At 66.4% G+C, this 17,486-nt stretch carries 12 protein-coding genes, 1 tRNA gene and 1 rRNA gene; 6 read left to right on the top strand and 8 right to left on the bottom strand.

The features are described 5' to 3' along the window. Positions 1-2: 2 nt before the first annotated feature. Both AB4Z55_RS09990 and AB4Z55_RS09985 read right to left on the bottom strand, forming a co-directional pair. Positions 3-1,525: ribosomal RNA gene (locus AB4Z55_RS09990) — 16S ribosomal RNA — on the bottom strand. Positions 1,526-2,444: 919 nt separating this feature from the next. Then, a tRNA-Met gene (locus AB4Z55_RS09985) sits at positions 2,445-2,521 on the bottom strand. Positions 2,522-2,740: 219 nt separating this feature from the next. On the opposite strand from AB4Z55_RS09985, the gene AB4Z55_RS09980 reads away from it, so the two are divergent. Beyond that, positions 2,741-3,025 carry a hypothetical protein gene (locus AB4Z55_RS09980; protein WP_004023415.1) on the top strand — a complete coding sequence of 95 codons (285 nt, stop codon included), beginning with the start codon at positions 2,741-2,743 and terminating at the stop codon, positions 3,023-3,025. A gap of 44 nt (positions 3,026-3,069) precedes the next feature. Here the strand turns inward: AB4Z55_RS09980 and AB4Z55_RS09975 are convergent, their stop codons facing one another. Beyond that, positions 3,070-6,057, bottom strand: coding sequence for a UPF0182 family protein (locus AB4Z55_RS09975; RefSeq protein WP_004023416.1), 2,988 nt, complete (start codon positions 6,055-6,057; stop codon positions 3,070-3,072). Between the two features lie 187 nt (positions 6,058-6,244). Here AB4Z55_RS09975 and AB4Z55_RS09970 point away from each other — a divergent pair, with 187 nt between their 5' ends. Continuing rightward, on the top strand, positions 6,245-6,787 hold the full coding sequence (locus tag AB4Z55_RS09970) for a PPA1309 family protein (RefSeq protein ID WP_354562894.1): 543 nt from the start codon (positions 6,245-6,247) through the stop codon (positions 6,785-6,787). A gap of 21 nt (positions 6,788-6,808) precedes the next feature. On the opposite strand, the gene AB4Z55_RS09965 is transcribed toward AB4Z55_RS09970, so the two are convergent. Then, the gene (locus AB4Z55_RS09965) at positions 6,809-7,873 is read right to left on the bottom strand and encodes a PDZ domain-containing protein (RefSeq protein ID WP_033206044.1); all 1,065 of its coding nucleotides are present in this window, start codon (positions 7,871-7,873) and stop codon (positions 6,809-6,811) included. 144 nt (positions 7,874-8,017) lie between these two features. On the opposite strand from AB4Z55_RS09965, the gene AB4Z55_RS09960 reads away from it, so the two are divergent. From AB4Z55_RS09960 to AB4Z55_RS09950, 3 genes are all read left to right on the top strand, one after another. Continuing rightward, positions 8,018-9,505 carry a zinc-dependent metalloprotease gene (locus AB4Z55_RS09960; RefSeq protein ID WP_004023419.1) on the top strand — a complete coding sequence of 496 codons (1,488 nt, stop codon included), beginning with the start codon at positions 8,018-8,020 and terminating at the stop codon, positions 9,503-9,505. Between the two features lie 88 nt (positions 9,506-9,593). Continuing rightward, on the top strand, positions 9,594-10,544 hold the full coding sequence (locus tag AB4Z55_RS09955) for a hypothetical protein (RefSeq protein ID WP_354562895.1): 951 nt from the start codon (positions 9,594-9,596) through the stop codon (positions 10,542-10,544). A 15-nt stretch (positions 10,545-10,559) separates the two neighbouring features. Further along, positions 10,560-11,876: an AarF/ABC1/UbiB kinase family protein gene (locus AB4Z55_RS09950; protein ID WP_004023421.1), complete on the top strand. Its 1,317-nt coding sequence runs from the start codon at positions 10,560-10,562 to the stop codon at positions 11,874-11,876. Positions 11,877-11,939: 63 nt separating this feature from the next. On the opposite strand, the gene AB4Z55_RS09945 is transcribed toward AB4Z55_RS09950, so the two are convergent. Both AB4Z55_RS09945 and AB4Z55_RS09940 read right to left on the bottom strand, forming a co-directional pair. After that, on the bottom strand, positions 11,940-12,230 hold the full coding sequence (locus AB4Z55_RS09945; RefSeq protein ID WP_033206051.1) for a WhiB family transcriptional regulator: 291 nt from the start codon (positions 12,228-12,230) through the stop codon (positions 11,940-11,942). 609 nt (positions 12,231-12,839) lie between these two features. Beyond that, the gene (locus AB4Z55_RS09940) at positions 12,840-14,990 is read right to left on the bottom strand and encodes an ATP-dependent helicase (RefSeq protein WP_369520996.1); all 2,151 of its coding nucleotides are present in this window, start codon (positions 14,988-14,990) and stop codon (positions 12,840-12,842) included. Positions 14,991-15,119: 129 nt separating this feature from the next. On the opposite strand from AB4Z55_RS09940, the gene AB4Z55_RS09935 reads away from it, so the two are divergent. Continuing rightward, positions 15,120-15,404, top strand: coding sequence for a mycoredoxin (locus tag AB4Z55_RS09935; RefSeq protein ID WP_004023425.1), 285 nt, complete (start codon positions 15,120-15,122; stop codon positions 15,402-15,404). A gap of 26 nt (positions 15,405-15,430) precedes the next feature. On the opposite strand, the gene nudC is transcribed toward AB4Z55_RS09935, so the two are convergent. After that, entirely contained in the window at positions 15,431-16,360 is a 930-nt protein-coding gene (nudC, locus tag AB4Z55_RS09930) for an NAD(+) diphosphatase (RefSeq protein ID WP_248643203.1), read from the bottom strand. 35 nt (positions 16,361-16,395) lie between these two features. Further along, complete coding sequence (locus AB4Z55_RS09925) at positions 16,396-17,466, bottom strand: TrkA family potassium uptake protein (protein ID WP_369519640.1); 1,071 nt, start codon at positions 17,464-17,466, stop codon at positions 16,396-16,398. Positions 17,467-17,486 lie beyond the last annotated feature (20 nt).

The raw sequence follows: 17,486 nt of genomic DNA, 5'->3' as shown, positions 1-17,486 counted from the left end.
AGAAAGGAGGTGATCCAGCCGCACCTTCCGGTACGGCTACCTTGTTACGACTTCGTCCCAATCGCCGATCCCACCTTCGACAGCTCCCTCCCACAAGGGGTTAGGCCACCGGCTTCGGGTGTTACCGACTTTCATGACGTGACGGGCGGTGTGTACAAGGCCCGGGAACGTATTCACCGCAGCGTTGCTGATCTGCGATTACTAGCGACTCCGACTTCATGGGGTCGAGTTGCAGACCCCAATCCGAACTGAGACTGGCTTTAAGGGATTCGCTCCACCTCACGGTATCGCAGCCCTCTGTACCAGCCATTGTAGCATGTGTGAAGCCCTGGACATAAGGGGCATGATGACTTGACGTCATCCCCACCTTCCTCCGAGTTGACCCCGGCAGTCTCCTGCAAGTCCCCGGCATAACCCGCTGGCAATACAGGACAAGGGTTGCGCTCGTTGCGGGACTTAACCCAACATCTCACGACACGAGCTGACGACAGCCATGCACCACCTGTACACCAACCACAAGGGAACGACTATCTCTAGCCGCGTCTGGTGTATGTCAAACCCAGGTAAGGTTCTTCGCGTTGCATCGAATTAATCCACATGCTCCGCCGCTTGTGCGGGCCCCCGTCAATTCCTTTGAGTTTTAGCCTTGCGGCCGTACTCCCCAGGCGGGGTACTTAATGCGTTAGCTACGGCACGGATCCCGTGAAAAGGAACCCACACCTAGTACCCACCGTTTACGGCGTGGACTACCAGGGTATCTAATCCTGTTCGCTACCCACGCTTTCGCTCCTCAGCGTCAGTTACTACCCAGAGACCCGCCTTCGCCACCGGTGTTCCTCCTGATATCTGCGCATTTCACCGCTACACCAGGAATTCCAGTCTCCCCTGTAGTACTCAAGTCTGCCCGTATCGCCTGCACGCCTGCAATTGAGTTGCAGAATTTCACAGACGACGCGACAAACCGCCTACGAGCTCTTTACGCCCAGTAATTCCGGACAACGCTCGCACCCTACGTATTACCGCGGCTGCTGGCACGTAGTTGGCCGGTGCTTCTTCTCCAGGTACCGTCACTCACGCTTCGTCCCTGGTGAAAGAGGTTTACAACCCGAAGGCCGTCATCCCTCACGCGGCGTCGCTGCATCAGGCTTGCGCCCATTGTGCAATATTCCCCACTGCTGCCTCCCGTAGGAGTCTGGGCCGTGTCTCAGTCCCAGTGTGGCCGATCACCCTCTCAGGTCGGCTACCCGTCGTCGCCTTGGTAGGCCATTACCCCACCAACAAGCTGATAGGCCGCGGGCCCATCCCACACCGCAAAAGCTTTCCACCAACCACCATGCGACAGTTGGTCATATCCGGTATTAGACCCAGTTTCCCAGGCTTATCCCAGAGTGCAGGGCAGATCACCCACGTGTTACTCACCCGTTCGCCACTCGAGTACCCAGCAAGCTGGGCCTTTCCGTTCGACTTGCATGTGTTAAGCACGCCGCCAGCGTTCGTCCTGAGCCAGGATCAAACTCTCCATGAAAAAACAGTGAAACAAAACCAACCCCCAAAAAGAGCCGGCGTTTCAACACAAATCAGGAAAGCACAACCTGACCAAAATAAACCTAGCAGTATGTGACACCCAGACGGGGCCGAGCGCCACACAAAAAAACAAACATCAACATCCACAAAAGATGCTCGATGCCATCACATTGGCATCAGACAATTCATCATCACACTATCGAGTTCTCAAAGAACACACACCCACCAGCTACCCACCCCTTCACAGGGCCCTCACCAGCAGACTTGCATGTCAACCAACCAAGCCACCCCGTCTCCGGGGCAACTCTTCCAGCCTACCAGACCCAAACCGCAGTCCGCAACTCCGAAAAACTTCGGACTCAAGGAACCTGGCAACCCTCACCATCCTACCCGAGACACAAACAGTCCCAACCAGAACAAACAAGGGGCGGCCAACGAAAAACCCGGTCTCCACTCCCCGCCATCAGACCCTCTCAGGCCCTCCGGGGCGGCGCCGTGGCTCGCTGACTTGAAGAAAGTTACGCAACGGGATCGCCGGGGTCAAATCGCCTGGTCAGCAGGGGTCGTGAGCAACCGACCGAGGTTCGTCTGCGCAGACTCCATCGGTTCTGCCGGCGGCCCTGGTCCGGGTCGACTCCCGGGATGCCGGCCGGGCATCCACGCGCCGTCGGCTCTCCCCCGTCCCCACCTCCGCACGCATGGTGCCGGCGGCTCTGAAAACCAGGCTTCGAATATTCACGGTGTGAGATCACGCGGATCGAGGACCGACGATGTGCAGAGCTGACAGCTCGAGGACCGACGCCGACCCGGCCGGCGGCTCTTCCTCGCCGGCGCTCGTTCGCCGAGAGGCGCCCTCGGTCACCGGCCCCGACACAAACCAAGAACCCCCGCCCGGCATCCCGGGCGGGGGTTCTTGGTGTTGGTAGCGGGGACAGGATTTGAACCTGCGACCTCTGGGTTATGAGCCCAGCGAGCTACCGAGCTGCTCCACCCCGCGTTGGTGAACACAACGTTACACACCGGTTCGTCAGCGATGCAAATCGATACCCCAACCCGCTGCGACCTGGGCAAATGACAGTGACGGCGGTCACTCGCACACGTGTACCCGCAGGTCGGCGGTGGCCCACTGACCGATGTCCGATCACCTGTCGATATGTGATGCCCATCACATCGGGCGTACACTCGGCACACGAGAAGCCACCGCCGAGGAGGAACCATGAACACTCACCGCTTCCACCACGAGAGTCACGGCAACCACCCGATGAGCTTCGTCGGTTTCGTCCTGGCTCTCGGCGGATTCGCGATGGCCGCACTCTGGCTGGTCCACATGGCGGTCGGCAATGTCGGTCCCGCCATTCTGTGCGGCCTGCTGATGGTGGCCGCCTTCGCCACTGCGGTGTCGATCTTCTTCTCGCTCGGCCATCGCCATCACCACAGCCCCGTCCTCCCCGACAACACCCCCAACGAAACCGAGCGCTACCTGCGGAAATACCGCGGATAGCGGCACTTCGCGCAGACAGCGCTCGGTGTTCGGGCAGCCCGTGACTAGTTCGGGGCGGCCAGCGACTCGTACCTGGCAACCGCCTGACTCAACTGGTCGAGCGCCTGACCGTACGCGGCGAAGTCGCCACCCTGCTGGGCCTCACGCAGGGCCGTGATCGCATCGCCGATGGCCTTGGCAGCGGCATCGCGCTCAGGCGAATCACCCTGCTGCGGAGGTTCATTCGGCGTCGGCGTGTTGGTGTCCGGCGTCCCGGCCTGGTCCGGCTCGGTCGGCTGCTGATCGTCGGGCACCACGCCGGCGGCGGGCGTGATGCCGACCTGCCGAAGTGCCTCGCCGGTCGTCGGCGCATACCCGATCCGGGCCTCCCGCTCGGCGGGCTCATACCGGGTGATCACGCGGAAGAGTCGGGGGAACGCTTCCTCACCCTGGGCCTGCGCGTACATCGGGACGACGTACAGGATGCCGTTGTCCCCCACGGGCAGCGTCAAGAGGTTTCCGAAGGTCACCGTCGCCGTGTTCTCCAGCGACTTCAGTGATTCGGCGACACGTCCGTCGGTCCGCATCGGGTTGAAGGCCTGCTTCGGACCCGATCGTTGGGCATTGCCGGGCAACTGTTTGACCGTCATCTGCCCGTAGTTCTCAGGGTTCGACGAGACCGTCACGTACGCACCCAGGATCGGCCGGTTGAGGCGGGTGAGCACCGAGGTCAGCTGGAACGTCGGTTGTCCGCTCTCCGGATCGGACGCCACGAAGTAGTACGGCGGCTGATCGAGCCCGCGCTGGTCGGCATCGGGATCGGTCGGGTCCGAGGGAACCGACCAGAAGTCGCTCGCCTGGAAGAACGTCTGCGGCGAATCGACGTGGTAGCGCGTCAGGAGCTGCCGCTGGATCTTGAAGATGTCCTCGGGGTAGCGGACGTGATCCCGCAGCGAGGTCTGCGCGTCGAAGTCGGCACGCGACTTCACCGTTCCGGGGAAGACGTCCATCCAGGTCTTCAGTACCGGGTCCTCGGTGTCGAACTCATAGAGCTCCACCTCACCGGTGTACGCGTCGACAGTCGCCTTTACCGAGTTGCGCACGTAGGACACGGTCTTGTTGATCTGCGTGCGTCCGGTCTGCCCCGGGTTGAGGTCCTGGGCGTCGGCGGTCGCGCTCTGCAGCGAGGTGGGCTGCGAGTACGGGTAGTTGTCGAGGGTCGTGTATCCGTCGACGATCCACTTGATCGAGCCGTCCTCCATGACCGCGGGATACGTCTTCGAGTCCACGGTCAGCCACGGTGCCACCTGTTCGACTCGGTCGCGGGGGTCGCGGTTGTAGATGATCTTCGACGCCGAGTTGATCTCACCCGACAGCAGGAAGTTGCGCTCGGCGTACTTGCCCGCATAGAGCACCCGGTTGAACCAGTTGCCCAGGGACACCCCGGCCGGCCCCTGATAGGTGTACTTGTCGTCACCGATGTCGTGCTCACGTGCCTGACCGTCGTCGGAGCCGACGATCGCGTAGTCGGGGTCGATCTTCGCGAGCAGCTCGCCGAAGTAGATGCGGGGCTGGCTCACCTGGATCGGTGCGTCGCGCTTGTACTCCTCGGACTGGTAGTTCGAGGTGTCGCTGACGTAGTAGAACGGGTCGCCACCGCCGTCGATGTCGTTGACGTCGCGCGACTCGTTGACCCGGTTGGCCGGAGCTGCGACGAACCCGTCGCCGTGGGTGTAGACGAGGTGCTTGTTCAGCCAGTTCTGCTGGTTCTCGAGGTAGCGGCTGGGGTCGAGTTCACGGACCGCGACCACGAAGTCGCGCAGTTCACCGTCGATGCGGTAGCGGTCGACCGCCAGCTGCGTGGGGAAGCCGTAGAAGTTCTGCCGCTGCTGCTGCTGGATGAACGTCGGCGACACGACGTTCGGGTCGAGGATGCGTACGTTCGACAGCGTCGGTACGTCGCTGTTGACCAACGCAGGCGTTGCCGGCCGGGCGGTCCAGTCGTTCTGGGTGACGACCTTGTCCGGCCCGATCCCATACGCCTCACGTGTCGACGTGATGGCGCGGTCTATGTACTCGGCTTCCTTCTGCGCGGCATTCGGCTTGACCGAGAACTGCTCCATCGTGAGCGGCCAGCCGACACCGATGAGCAACGCGGAGAACAGCATCAAGACGGTGGCGAGTGCCGGCACCCGTAGGTCGCGCAGCACGATCCCGGCGAAGAACGCGACCGCACAGATGATCGCGATCGCCATCAGGATGAGCTTCGACGGCAGCACCGCGTTGATGTCGGTGTAACTGGCACCGGGGAAGATCTCGGCTTTCCGCTGACTCGAGAGCAGCGAGTACCGGTCGAGCCAGTAGGCGGCCGCCTTCAGCAGGAGGAAGGTCCCGGCCAGGACCGCGAGCTGGATACGTGCCGCGGTGGTCACCGAACCGCCGCCCTGCCCCAGCCGGATACCGCCGAAGAGATAGTGGGTGACGAGGTTCGACAGGAAGGCGACCACGACGACCACGAACAGCAGGTTCAGCACGAACCGGTAGAACGGCAGGTCGAAGGCATAGAAGCCGATGTCGAGATTGAACTGGGGATCGGTCCGCCCGAACGACTGCCCGTGCAGGAACATCTGGACGGTCGCCCACGAACCCTGCGCGACGAGGCCGGCCAGCGCGCCGATGATCACCGCGGGGACGATCGCGAACCAGCGGACCTTGCCCATGATGGCGGTGCGGTAGCGCGCGAGCGGATCATTCGGGCCCGCGGTCGGGACGAACACCGGACGGCTGCGGTATGCCAGGGCCACCGCGCCGAAGATGATGGCACCGACGACGACCGTCGTGATCAGGAACAGGATCACGCGCGTCCAGATCACCTTGGTGAAGACGCCCGAATACCCGACGTCGGAGAACCAGAGCCAGTCGGTCGCGAGACCGATCAGGCGCGGTCCGACGAGCAACAGCACCAGGACGGCCACACCGAGCCCGATGATGATCTTGCTCCTGCGTGACAGTGTCGGCATTCCCGCCGGCCCTCGGACGCCCACCAGACCCACTCTCCAAAGCTCTCAATCCGGACACCGCCCGCACACGACTGCCTGCTGGGCGTGGTGCCCACTGTACTGGCACCACCCGGGTGACCATCTCACTCGGGGCGCCCGCTCAACGATCGCGACACGTATGCGGTTCCCCACCGGCACCGCGGACTCGTCGTCGAACCGCGCCTCGGGGCAGGATGAGCACGTGGCCGACCAATCGAATGCCCCGCGTGTCTACTCAGCCGACGACCTCGGCAGCGCCCTGAGCGAGATCATGGAACATGTCGACACGCGCGGTTGGGGACAACAACCCTCGGTATTCGCGCTGGCACCCACGGACCTGCTCGCCGAACGGCTCCCCGACGTGATCTCTGCGGACGGCCCGGCCCTCACGCCCGTGGAAGAGGACGTCGACGACCTCGACGAGTTCCTGGCGTCGGCGGTCTGGCCGCGAGACGTCGTCGGCGCGGCGGTCGCGATCGAGATCCTCGTCGTGGAGCCCGAAGACGACGACCACACGCCTCGCTACGTCGTCACCGAGACCGGCGACCAGCATGCGGACGAGGAGGTCGCCCGCCTGGTGGTCGGGGTACTGCGCAGCGGCGCGGACCTGGCGTTGATGCGATTGCGTCCGGGAACCGACGAGGAACGCGAGCTGCTGACCCATCCTCAACTGGCCCTCGAACTGCGTGCCGCGCTCCGCGGCACCTTCGCTCCCGACGTGCCCGAGGAGTCCGCGCGGGGCTGACCCCACGCGTCCGGGACCGTGTCAGCAGGTCGGCGCCGGACGTCCGGCGCCGATCGCACCCAGCGCGTCGACGGCGCCGTCGAGGGTGTCGACCTTGACCAGCTCGAGCCCGTCCGGTCGCTCGGAAACAGCTTCGGCACAGTTGCGGGCAGGCACGAGGAACACCGTCGCACCGGCGTCGCGCGCGGCTCGGGTCTTGTGGGTGATGCCGCCGATCGGGCCGACCGCGCCCTCGTCGGTGATGGTGCCGGTGCCGGCGATGAACTTCCCGGAGGTCAGCTCGCCGGGACTCAGCTGGTCGATGACCGCCAATGCCAGCATCATCCCGGCCGACGGCCCGCCGATGTCGCCCACCGTGTAGGTGACCTCGAGCCGGGGATCGGCGTTCACGACCTCCGGGACGACGCCGAGGTAGCCGGCCTCGGGGTCCGCGGGATGCTTGCCGAGCGTGACCGACACCGTCTGCTGTGCGCCGGCCCGGACGATCTCGAGCGGCAGCACCGTTCCGGGCGGATTGTCACCGACGACCTTCCGGAGCTGTTCGCCCGTCTCCACCGGTACGCCTCCGGCCCGCACGACCTCGTCGCCGGCGCGCACCACCCCGACGGCCGGTCCGTCGGGTCCGACGCTCGCGATGCGCAGGGCCGTCGGACGGTCCAGGTAGCGGAGTGCGGCGACCGTCGCGTTCTCCTCCGAACCCGTCATCTGCTGGGCGTTCTCCTGCTGCACCTGTTCGGTGGTGCGATCCGGCGGATAGACCTGGTCACGGGGAGTTAGCGAGTAGGTGCCCGACAACCACATCCCCAGGGCGTCGAAGAGCGACAGCCCATCTCGGACGGAGACGGTGGTGAGATTGAGGTGGCCGGTCGTCGGATCGGTTGCCGCACCGTCGATCTGCACGACCTTGCGCTCGACGACCGCGCCGTCGTCCTCCACCTTCGCGGTGCCGAGGGTGTTCAGCGTCGGTCCGGGTCCGAGCGCGGCGTAGGGCACCTGCACCTGTGTGCCCAGGACCAGCAACGCCAGCAGGACCACGGTGGAGACCGCGGCCGCGGCGATTCTCCGGAAGCGGGGGCTCGAACTCATTCCGCACACGATAGTGCCCCGCGGCGGGGCCGAGCGGGTGCGCCGAGGACGCCGCGGCCACGCAACGCAAACCATGAGCCGACTACGCGCAGGGCGAACAGTCGTCGCCGTTCACCTACCTCACCGGGCGGTACGGTGGAACCCATGAGTGATCTGCCCTTCGGCTTCTCGTCGTCCGGTGACGGCGACGACGACCGCGACAAGAACAGCGGTGACAAGAACAAGCCGGGCGACAATCCCGGCGGCAACCCGTTCGGCGGGTCCAACCCGTTCGGATTCGGGGGCGCCCAGGGCTTCGGGGGCGGCCCGGGCGGCGACTTCGACCCGTCGAAGTTCGATCCCAACATGATCGGTCAGATGTTCTCGCAACTGGGCAACATGTTCAGCGGTATGGGCGCCGGTATGGCCGGTGGCGGGCAAGGTCCGGTGAACTACTCGGTGGCCACCAACCTCGCCCGGCAGCAGATCGGTTCGTTCACCCCGATCCTGGAGAAGGAGAACACCGCATCCGCAGACGCCGTCCGTCTCGCCGACGTCTGGCTCGATGACGCGACCAACTTCCCCAGCGGGGTCACCCAGACGGTGGCGTGGACCCCTGTCCAATGGCTCGAGGAGTCGATGGACACGTGGAAGGGACTGTGCGATCCGGTTGCCGAGCAGCTCGCCCGCACCTGGCAGGACAACCTCCCCGCCGAGGCCGCGCAGTTCGCCGGCCCCATGATCGGGATGCTGACGCAGATGAGCGGCATGGCGTTCGGCACACAGCTCGGACAGGGCCTCGGCCAACTCGCCAAGGAAGTGCTGACGTCGACCGACGTCGGCCTGCCGCTGGCACCCGAGGGCATCGCCGTCCTGCTTCCCGAGGCGATCGCGAAGTTCGCCGAGGGACTCGAACAGCCGGCGCAGGAGATCATCGTCTTCCTGGCCGCGCGTGAGGCCGCGCACGTGCGCCTGTTCACCCATGTCGGCTGGCTGCGTCAGCGGCTCCTCGCCACCGTCGAGGAGTACGCCCGCGGGATCAGTATCGACTTCAGCGGCATCACCGACGCCACCGCCGGGATCGACCCGACCCAATTGCTCTCCGACCCTTCGAAACTCGAAGAGCTCATCAGTTCGTCGACGACGTTCGAGCCGACGACGACGCCGGAACAGAAGGCAGCACTCGGCCGCCTCGAGACCCTGCTGGCGCTCATCGAGGGCTGGGTCGAGCAGGTCGTGACCCGAGCACTGGGCGACCGGATCCCGAGCACCGGGGCACTCACCGAGACGATGCGGCGCCGACGCGCCTCGGGCGGTCCGGCAGAGCAGACGTTCGCAACACTGGTCGGTCTCGAGTTGCGACCCCGCAAGGTCCGTGAGGCCTCGGAGTTGTGGCGTCGCGCGCTGGAGGCGACCGACGTCGCGACCAGGGACGGCGTGTGGGCTCACCCCGATCTGCTGCCGGATTCCGACGACCTCGACAACCCCGCCGGTTTCATCGACCGACTCCTGGGCGGCGACGAGCTCGACGACCCGATCGCGCAACTCGAGAAGACCATCGCCGACGAACGGGCTCGCGGCAAGGGCGATGACCGCGAGAGCCCCGATGGCGAGGGTGACAGCGGTGACGGCTCCGCCCGAGGCGGATCGTAGAAGTCCACACCCCCGGTGGATCCGGCCATGTTGTGGATAACCCGCTCGCCGAGCGTCCGTGAGGGCGTCCGGCTGGCACAGTTGCCGCATGTCGCCAGTCCGGACGAGTGCCCGCGCCCTCTCGGCTCACATCGTCGCGGGGAGTCCGTTCGCGGTGCCACGGCTGCGTCCGGGTACCCCGATTCTCGTCCAGCCCGGGAACTCGGTCCGCGTCGGGATAGATCCGGCCGACAGCCTGCTGCTCGATCTCGACGCCTCGGTGTCGGCGCATTCCGTTGCGGCGCTGCTGCGTTCACTCGAGGACGCATGTACCTCGGACACGTTCTCTCGCCGAGCACGCCGGGCGGGTCTGCAGGACGACGATCTCGTCCTCGTCCTGAGCAGTCTGGTGTCCGCAGGTCGGGCGGTCGCCGAAGTCGAGCGCCGCAGCTCGGACTTCCACGTCCTGATTCACGGGCAGGGACCGCTCAGCGAGCATCTGACGAGTTCGCTGTCCGGATCGGGCACGTCGTCGGCCCGGCACACCATGCGTCGGCTCCCCGACGGCTCGCTCGACGCCGTCGACACCGACCTGGTCATCCTGACCGACTTCGTCGTCCACGACCCGCAGGTGGTGTTCGCGCTGACCCGCGCCGGGATTCCGCACCTGCTGGTGCGAGTCCGAGACGGGGTCGGGATCGTCGGTCCGCTGGTGCTGCCCGGGCTGTCCGGTTGCCTGATGTGCGCCGATCGTCACCGCTCCGACGCAGACCCGGAATGGCCGGCATTGGCTGCGCAGCTGATCCGCACGTCGGGACAGGCGAGCGCGACCGTTCAGGCGATGACCGCCGCCATCGCGTACTCCCAGATCGAGTGGCTGGTGGCCGCCGTGCACAGCCGTCGGTCCGGGTCGGACTCGCCTGCGGCCCCGCAACTGCTGGACCGAGTTCTGGAGGTGCGAGATGACCCGACTCGACTGGACATCAAGCGGTGGTCGCCGCACCCGGGCTGTGATTGTCGTGCCGTACGAGATCAACGAGCCAGGTCGTCTATTGTGTGACGCGGAAAGGATGCTATGACCGACATCACCAAAGGACAGGGTCGCCGCAACGCGAAACTGGCTTCTCTTCCGATCGGTATGGCCGGTCGGGCCGCTGCCGGCTTCGGCAAGCGCATGGTCGGCAGAGACAAGGACGAGGTCAACCAGGAGCTCCTGGAGAAGTCCGCCGAACAGCTCTTCGCCGTCCTCGGCGAGCTGAAGGGCGGCGCCATGAAGGTCGGGCAGGCGCTCTCGATCATGGAAGCCGCCATCCCGGACGAGTTCGGTGAGCCCTTTCGCGAAGCCCTCACCAAATTGCAGGCCGACGCTCCCCCGATGCCGGCGGAGAAGGTCCACAAGGTGCTCGACCAGCAGCTCGGCACCCGCTGGCGCGAGCGTTTCCAGGAATTCTCCGACGTACCGGCCGCCTCGGCGTCCATCGGGCAGGTCCACAAGGGTGTCTGGTCCGACGGCCGTGAGGTCGCGGTCAAGGTGCAGTATCCCGGCGCGGACCACGCACTGAAAGCCGATCTGAAGACCCTGTCCCGCATGTCCGGACTCCTGCAGCGGCTGTCTCCCGGCACCGATGTCAAGGCGATGATGGACGAACTCATCGACCGGACCGAAGCCGAACTCGACTACCTCGGTGAAGCCGACAACCAGCGCGCTTTCGCCAAGGCCTACGACGGACATCCCGACTTCCTCATCCCGAAGGTCGTCGCGAGCGCCCCCAAGGTCGTCGTGTCGGAGTGGGTCGACGGCGTCCCGCTGTCGAAGATCATCACCACAGGCGATCAGAAGACCCGCGACGATGCGGCCGCGAAGATGGCCGAGTTCGAGGTCAGCTCCCCCTACCGGGTCGGACTCCTGCACGGCGACCCGCATCCGGGAAACTTCTTCGTGGCGACCGATGGACGTTTCGGCGTGCTCGACTTCGGCGCGGTGGGTCACTACCCGGAGGGGCTCCCGCCCGAGACCGGTCCGATCCTGCGGCTGGCGCGTGACAAGAAGTACGACGAACTCAAAGAGCTCATGATCTCGGCCGAGTTCATCCGCCCGTCCCACGCGAACAAGGTGACGAGTGCCGATCTCGAGGCCTACCTTCGTCCGTACGTCGATCCGCTCTACTCCGAGTCCTTCCACTTCACCCGGAAGTGGATGCAACGAGCCGCGGGCAAGGCCACCGATGTCCGCGGCGACGTGTACAAGACCTCACGAAACCTCAACGTGCCCAAGCGTTTCGTGATGGTCTTCCGTGTGCTCGGGGGCTGCGTCGGCATCGCCTCGCAACTCGAGGCACACGCCCCCTACCGCGCCATCATGGAGGAGTGGGTTCCCGGCCTGGGCGACTGACACCACTCCACAGACACGACACCGACGCCGCGAGCATTTCTGCTCGCGGCGTCGGTGTTGTCGTCACGCAGCGTTCTTGCGCGGACGGCCGCGGGGACGCTTGCGCGCGATGACGGCGCCACGCTCGAAGATCTCGCCGCCCCAGACCCCCCAGGGTTCGGACCGGTCGAGCGCGGCCTGCAGGCACTGGGCCCGCAGCGGGCACTCGGCGCACATCGCCTTCGCACGCTCGAGGTCACGGGGGTCTTCGGCGAACCACAGATCTGCGTCGGCGACCTGGCAGGGCAGGTCGAGCCGGGCGGTCGCTGCGCGGTCCGCCGACATACAGGACTCGAGTACGCATTCGACAGTCATTGGGAATCTCCACATCTGCTCGTTTGGGGTGTTGAACCCGAGTCCTCGATGTGGCTCTGTGTCCGAGACCCCGGAACGGGGCGGAGATTCGGATGACAGAAAAAGAGGGCCACGGGTGTCGCCTCTGCGATTCGCCCGTGGCCCGGATTGTCTCGGAGATCTAACTCCGGGAACTTCGGAACAGAACGGGGAACCGACGCGGCGCGGGTGCTACTGCTGCTGCGGGCGGTGCGATTCGCGCTACGCGCGCTTCGGCTGCCAGGTGCAGAGCCGCCGGAGGGAGGGCGACCGGGCGTGCGAAGCTGGTGCACGCTCGGGCGACCGGCATCCAGGAGCGGGTGCGACCGGTACGCGCGATGGCGGGCTGATTGCGCTTTGCAGCATGCGATGTCGTCGCATGCGTGTTCGCCGCACTCAGTTTCGCCGCAGACTGGCAGGTGCCGGCCTGGCGCACGATGATTCCGTTCACTGATCCACTCCCTTCTGGTGTCGTGGCTTTCCGCGTTGTCGTCGGTCGTCGGTGACTGTGGGGGCCTCGTGACGGACGCACTCGACCCATCCCCGTACTGACGGGAATCAGACTAGACGCTGGGCCGAAACCCGCACAACCTATTTTTGACCTGCAGTTTTGACGAGTTCGAGGATGTCGTCGCCGTAGTCGTCGACCTTCTTGGCGCCGATTCCCGAGATCGCCACCAACGCAGCGGTATCGGTGGGTCGTTGCTCGGCGATCGCGGTGAGTGTCTTGTCGGAGAAGACGACGAACGCCGGTACCTTTTTCTCCTGCGCCCGCTCACGACGCCATTCCTTCAGCGAGACCAGCAGCCCTTCGTCGAGATCCGAGGGGCACCCCGCGCAGCGACCGAGCAGTGTCGCGGTCGAGTCCATCAGGCGCGAACCACAGACCCGGCACGTCGGCCCACGACGGGGTGCTCGCTCCTTCGCTATCGGCGAGGCGGGCGAGTCGTCGGGAACGAGATCGGCAAGGAAACGTGACCGCCGTCGAGCGCGGCCACCCTCGTTGCGGGCCAGCGCCCACGACAGATGCAGATGCTCGCGGGCGCGGGTGACGCCGACGTAGAAGAGGCGTCGCTCCTCCTCGACCTCTTCCCACGACCCCTTGATCGCCTGGCTGATGGGCAGGGACCCGTCGGTGAGTCCGACGAGGAACACCGCATCCCACTCGAGTCCCTTGGCCGCGTGCAGCGACGACAGCGTGACACCCTGCACGGTCGGTGGGTGACGAGCTTCGGCGCGCGACGCGAGCTCGGCCGACAGCTGCGGCAGCGTCAGCTCGGGATTCTCGGCCACCATGTCCTCGGTCAGCTGGACCAGCGCTTTCAGCGACTCCCAGCGGCTCCGCGCCTGGGCGCCCGACGGCTCCTCCTCGGTGAGTCCGAGCTCGCCGAGGACCGCGCGCACGACGTCGAGGATCTCCACGTCGGGCCTGACCTCCCGGCCGGCGACCGTGGCGAGCTGCCGCATGGCCTGCCGAACCTCGGTGCGCGCGAAGAACGCCTCGCCCCCGCGGACCTGGTACGGGATACCCATCTCGGTGAGCGCCTGCTCATAGTTCTCCGACTGCGCGTTGACCCGGTACAGGATGGCGATCTCCGCGGGTGCGACCCCGGCGCGGAGGAGGTGCTTGATCTCGATGGCGACGGCAGTCGCCGCAGCGGGCTCGTCGTCGTACTCGGCGAACTGCGGCGCCGGACCGGCGGGGCGTTGTCCGACGAGGCGGAGCCGGGTTCCCGCGATCCGGCCGCGGGCCGCACCGATGACCCGGTTCGCGAGGTCGACCACCTCGGGGGTGGACCGGTAGTCCCGCTCCAGCCGGACGACCGTCGCCTCCGGGAACCGGCGACTGAAGTCCAGCAGGTGGTTGGGGGACGCGCCGGTGAAGGTGTAGATCGTCTGGTTGGCATCGCCGACGACCGTCAGATCGTCGCGCTCCCCCAGCCAGGCGTCGAGCAGACCCTGCTGCACGGGGGTCACGTCCTGGTATTCGTCGACGACGAAACACCGGTACCGCGAACGGAACTCATCCGCCGCGCCGGGCTCGGCGGTGAGGATCTGGGTCATGTAGATGAGCATGTCGTCGAAGTCGAGCAACCGGTCACCATCGGGCGAGACCTTGGCGTCCTCGTAGTGTCCGTACACGGCGGCGACCTTCGCGGGCGGCGCCGGCGACTCCCGGCCGAGCCGGCCCACGGCCTCGACGTAGCTCTCCGGCGAGATGAGCGAGGCCTTGGCCCACTCGATCTCCGACGACAGGTCGCGCAGGGTGTCGGTGGCGGTGTCCAGACCGGAGCGTCGGGCCGCCCGCGAGATGAGCGGGAACTTGTTGTCGAGGAGTTCCCAGCGGGCGTCACCGAACGCGCGCGGCCAGAAGTACCGCAGCTGCCGCATGGCGGCGGCGTGGAAGGTCTGGGCCGCGACGCTGCCGCCCGAACCGCCGCCGACACCGAGACCGCGCAGTCGGGTCCGCATCTCCCCCGCGGCCCGGGCAGTGAACGTGACCGCGAGAACCTGACCGGGGTTGACCTGGCCGGTGTCGATGAGGTGGGCGATCCGGCGGGTGATGGTCCGGGTCTTGCCCGTGCCCGCGCCGGCCAGTACGCACACCGGTCCTCGCGGCGCGAGGACGGCGGCGCTCTGTTCGGGATCGAGCCCCTCGACCGCGCCACGACTCACCGGCGCCGAGGCGCGACGCGAGGACTCGGGATTCGCGGCAGAAGTCGGGTGAGGCACGGCGTCCACTATGTCACCAACCACCGACGCCGCCCCCAGATGGGAACGGCACAGCAGCGAACAGCACAGCAGGGAACAGCTACGGGCGAGAACGATGCCGACGGGAACAGCGGGCCCGGACATGGTGTTATGGGACCCATGAGCAACGTGATCGACGACGAGGCCGGCGCCCGCACCTCCGACACCGGCGAACTGACCATGTACACGACGTCGTGGTGCGGATTCTGCGCCCGCCTCAAGCGCGGCCTCAAGAGCAGCGGAATCACCTGGCAGGAGATCGACATCGAGCTGAACCCCGACGCCGCCGAGTTCGTGGGCAGTGTCAACGGCGGCAATCACGTCGTGCCCACCGTCCTCTACGCCGACGGCACCACAGCCACCAACCCGTCGATCGCCGACGTCAAGGCCAAGCTGGGCGTCTGAGACGCATCGGGTCTGCTCGGCGCGGGTTACCCGGCCGCCCAGGCCTCGATCATCGATCGCGCGATGGAGATCGACCCGGGAAGGCGCAGACGATCCGCGTCGTCGGCGCCCGGCGCCTCGGCGCGTGACCAGCCGTCGCCGCGGGCAAGAGCCTCCCGGACCTCATCGCGGTGGAACCACTGCGCGTCGCCGATCTCTCCGTCGAGGAATGCCAGCTCGTCGGTCGGGTCGCCGATGGCCGCGAAACCCAACATGAGCGACCGTGGGAACGGCCAGGGCTGGCTGCCCAGGTAGCGCGGTTCGCGCACCACGATGCCGACTTCTTCGTGCACCTCGCGGAGCACGCACTGTTCGAGCGACTCCCCCGGCTCGACGAAACCGGCAAGCGTCGAATACCAGCCGTCCGGCCACACGGCCTGCCGACCGAGCAGGATGCGGTCGGCACCGTCGTGGACGACGGTGATGATCGCCGGGTCGGTACGCGGGAACTCGTCTCGTCCGGAGTCGACGCTGCGCCGGACCCACCCGCCGCGAGCGGGTTGGGTGGGCGAACCGTCGACCGGTGAATGACGGGCGGTCTCATGCCAGTTCAGGATCCCCAGTGCGGTGGCGAGCAGGCCCGCCTCGTCGGCGGACAGCCGCGTAGCACCACGCCGGGCGTCGTCGGTCGGGCCGTCGATGTGGTGCACACGACGCGTCCACAGGTCGGCGCCACCGTCGGCCGCGTCGAAGCCGAGGATGACCGCGTCGGCCGGTGGAGCCTCGGCGACAGTGGTGGCGGCGACCCAGTGCAACGCACCGGCATCGCTCACCGGGTATCGACCGGCCGCGTCGATCAGCAACACCTTCGCCGTCGGCCATCCGGCGGCCATCCGGTGCGCGTCGTCGCGGATGGCGTCCGCGCGGTCGAACACCGCACGCGACAGCAGGGGCGGTTCGGGCAGCTCGAAATGCACTGGCGCACAAGCCTTTCTCAGAAGCGGCGGATCGGTCAGTCGTCGTTGGGGCTCTTGCGGACATACAGCAGGCGGTCGCCGACCTCGATCTGTTCGACCGCGCTGTCGTCGACACGATGCAGTACGCCGTTGCGCACGACGCCGAGGACGATGTCGCGGGTGTGGGCAGGCGACCCGCCGGTCTCGGTCGGATCGACCTCACGTTCGGCGATGGCGTAACCGGCGTCCGGGGTGAGAAGGTCCTCGATCACCTCCACCACCGACGGGGTCATCGTCGCGATGCCGAGCAGGCGACCGGCGGTCTCCGACGACACCACCACCGAGTTCGCACCGGACTGCCGCATCAGGTGGGTGTTCTCCGATTCCCGGATCGACGCGACGATCTTCGCCCGCGGGTTGAGTTCGCGGGCGGTGAGTGTGGCGAGGACCGCGGTGTCGTCGCGGCTGGTGGCCACGACGATGCTCGCGGCGTGGGCCACGCCGGCCAGCCGCAGCACATCCGACTTCGTGGCGTCGCCGCGCACCGTGACCAGTCCGTCGGAGGCGGCCGCCTCGAGGACCGTGGCGTCGGCGTCGACGACGACGATCTCGGAAGGCTTGATGCCGTCACCGCGCATCGCGTCCACCGCGGTGCGGCCCTTGGTGCCGTAACCGATGACCACGGTGTGATTGCGCACGGTATTCCTCCAACGCTGGATCTTGAGCGCCTGTCGAGACCGTTCGGTGAGCACCTCGAGGGTGGTACCGATCAGCACGATCAGGAACAGCACGCGCAACGGCGTGATGATGACGAGGTTGATGAAACGGGCGAACGGCGTGATCGGCGTGATGTCGCCGTAGCCCGTCGTGGAGAGGGTCACCGCGGAGTAGTACAGCGCATCCAGGTACGACAGCTCGTTGTCCTGTGCGTCGCGGTAGCCGGCGCGATCCAACCAGACCACGACCGAGGTGAACAGCAGCGCCAGGGTCGCCCAGAAGACGCGTCGGCCGATCGCCCGGCTCGGACTCTGCTGGAGTTCGGGGATACGGACGACGCCGACCAGTGCATGGTCGGGCCGGTTGACCAGATCGGTACCGCCGAAGCGTCGGCGCAGGCGGTTAGCCACCGGCGCGCTCGCGCTCGTCG

Source organism: Gordonia sp. ABKF26, assembly GCF_041103195.1.
In the GTDB taxonomy this organism is placed as follows: domain Bacteria; phylum Actinomycetota; class Actinomycetes; order Mycobacteriales; family Mycobacteriaceae; genus Gordonia; species Gordonia terrae.
This window is presented reverse-complemented; position numbering and strand designations above follow the sequence as displayed.

What these genes read in the sequence shown, in the direction of transcription:
- AB4Z55_RS09980 (WP_004023415.1), top strand. Translation starts at nt 2,741, where the DNA reads ATGAACACTCACCGCTTCCACCACGAGAGTCACGGCAACCACCCGATG.
- AB4Z55_RS09965 (WP_033206044.1), bottom strand. Translation starts at nt 7,873, where the DNA reads ATGAGTTCGAGCCCCCGCTTCCGGAGAATCGCCGCGGCCGCGGTCTCC.
- AB4Z55_RS09960 (WP_004023419.1), top strand. Translation starts at nt 8,018, where the DNA reads ATGAGTGATCTGCCCTTCGGCTTCTCGTCGTCCGGTGACGGCGACGAC.
- AB4Z55_RS09955 (WP_354562895.1), top strand. Translation starts at nt 9,594, where the DNA reads ATGTCGCCAGTCCGGACGAGTGCCCGCGCCCTCTCGGCTCACATCGTC.
- AB4Z55_RS09950 (WP_004023421.1), top strand. Translation starts at nt 10,560, where the DNA reads ATGACCGACATCACCAAAGGACAGGGTCGCCGCAACGCGAAACTGGCT.
- AB4Z55_RS09945 (WP_033206051.1), bottom strand. Translation starts at nt 12,230, where the DNA reads ATGACTGTCGAATGCGTACTCGAGTCCTGTATGTCGGCGGACCGCGCA.
- AB4Z55_RS09935 (WP_004023425.1), top strand. Translation starts at nt 15,120, where the DNA reads ATGAGCAACGTGATCGACGACGAGGCCGGCGCCCGCACCTCCGACACC.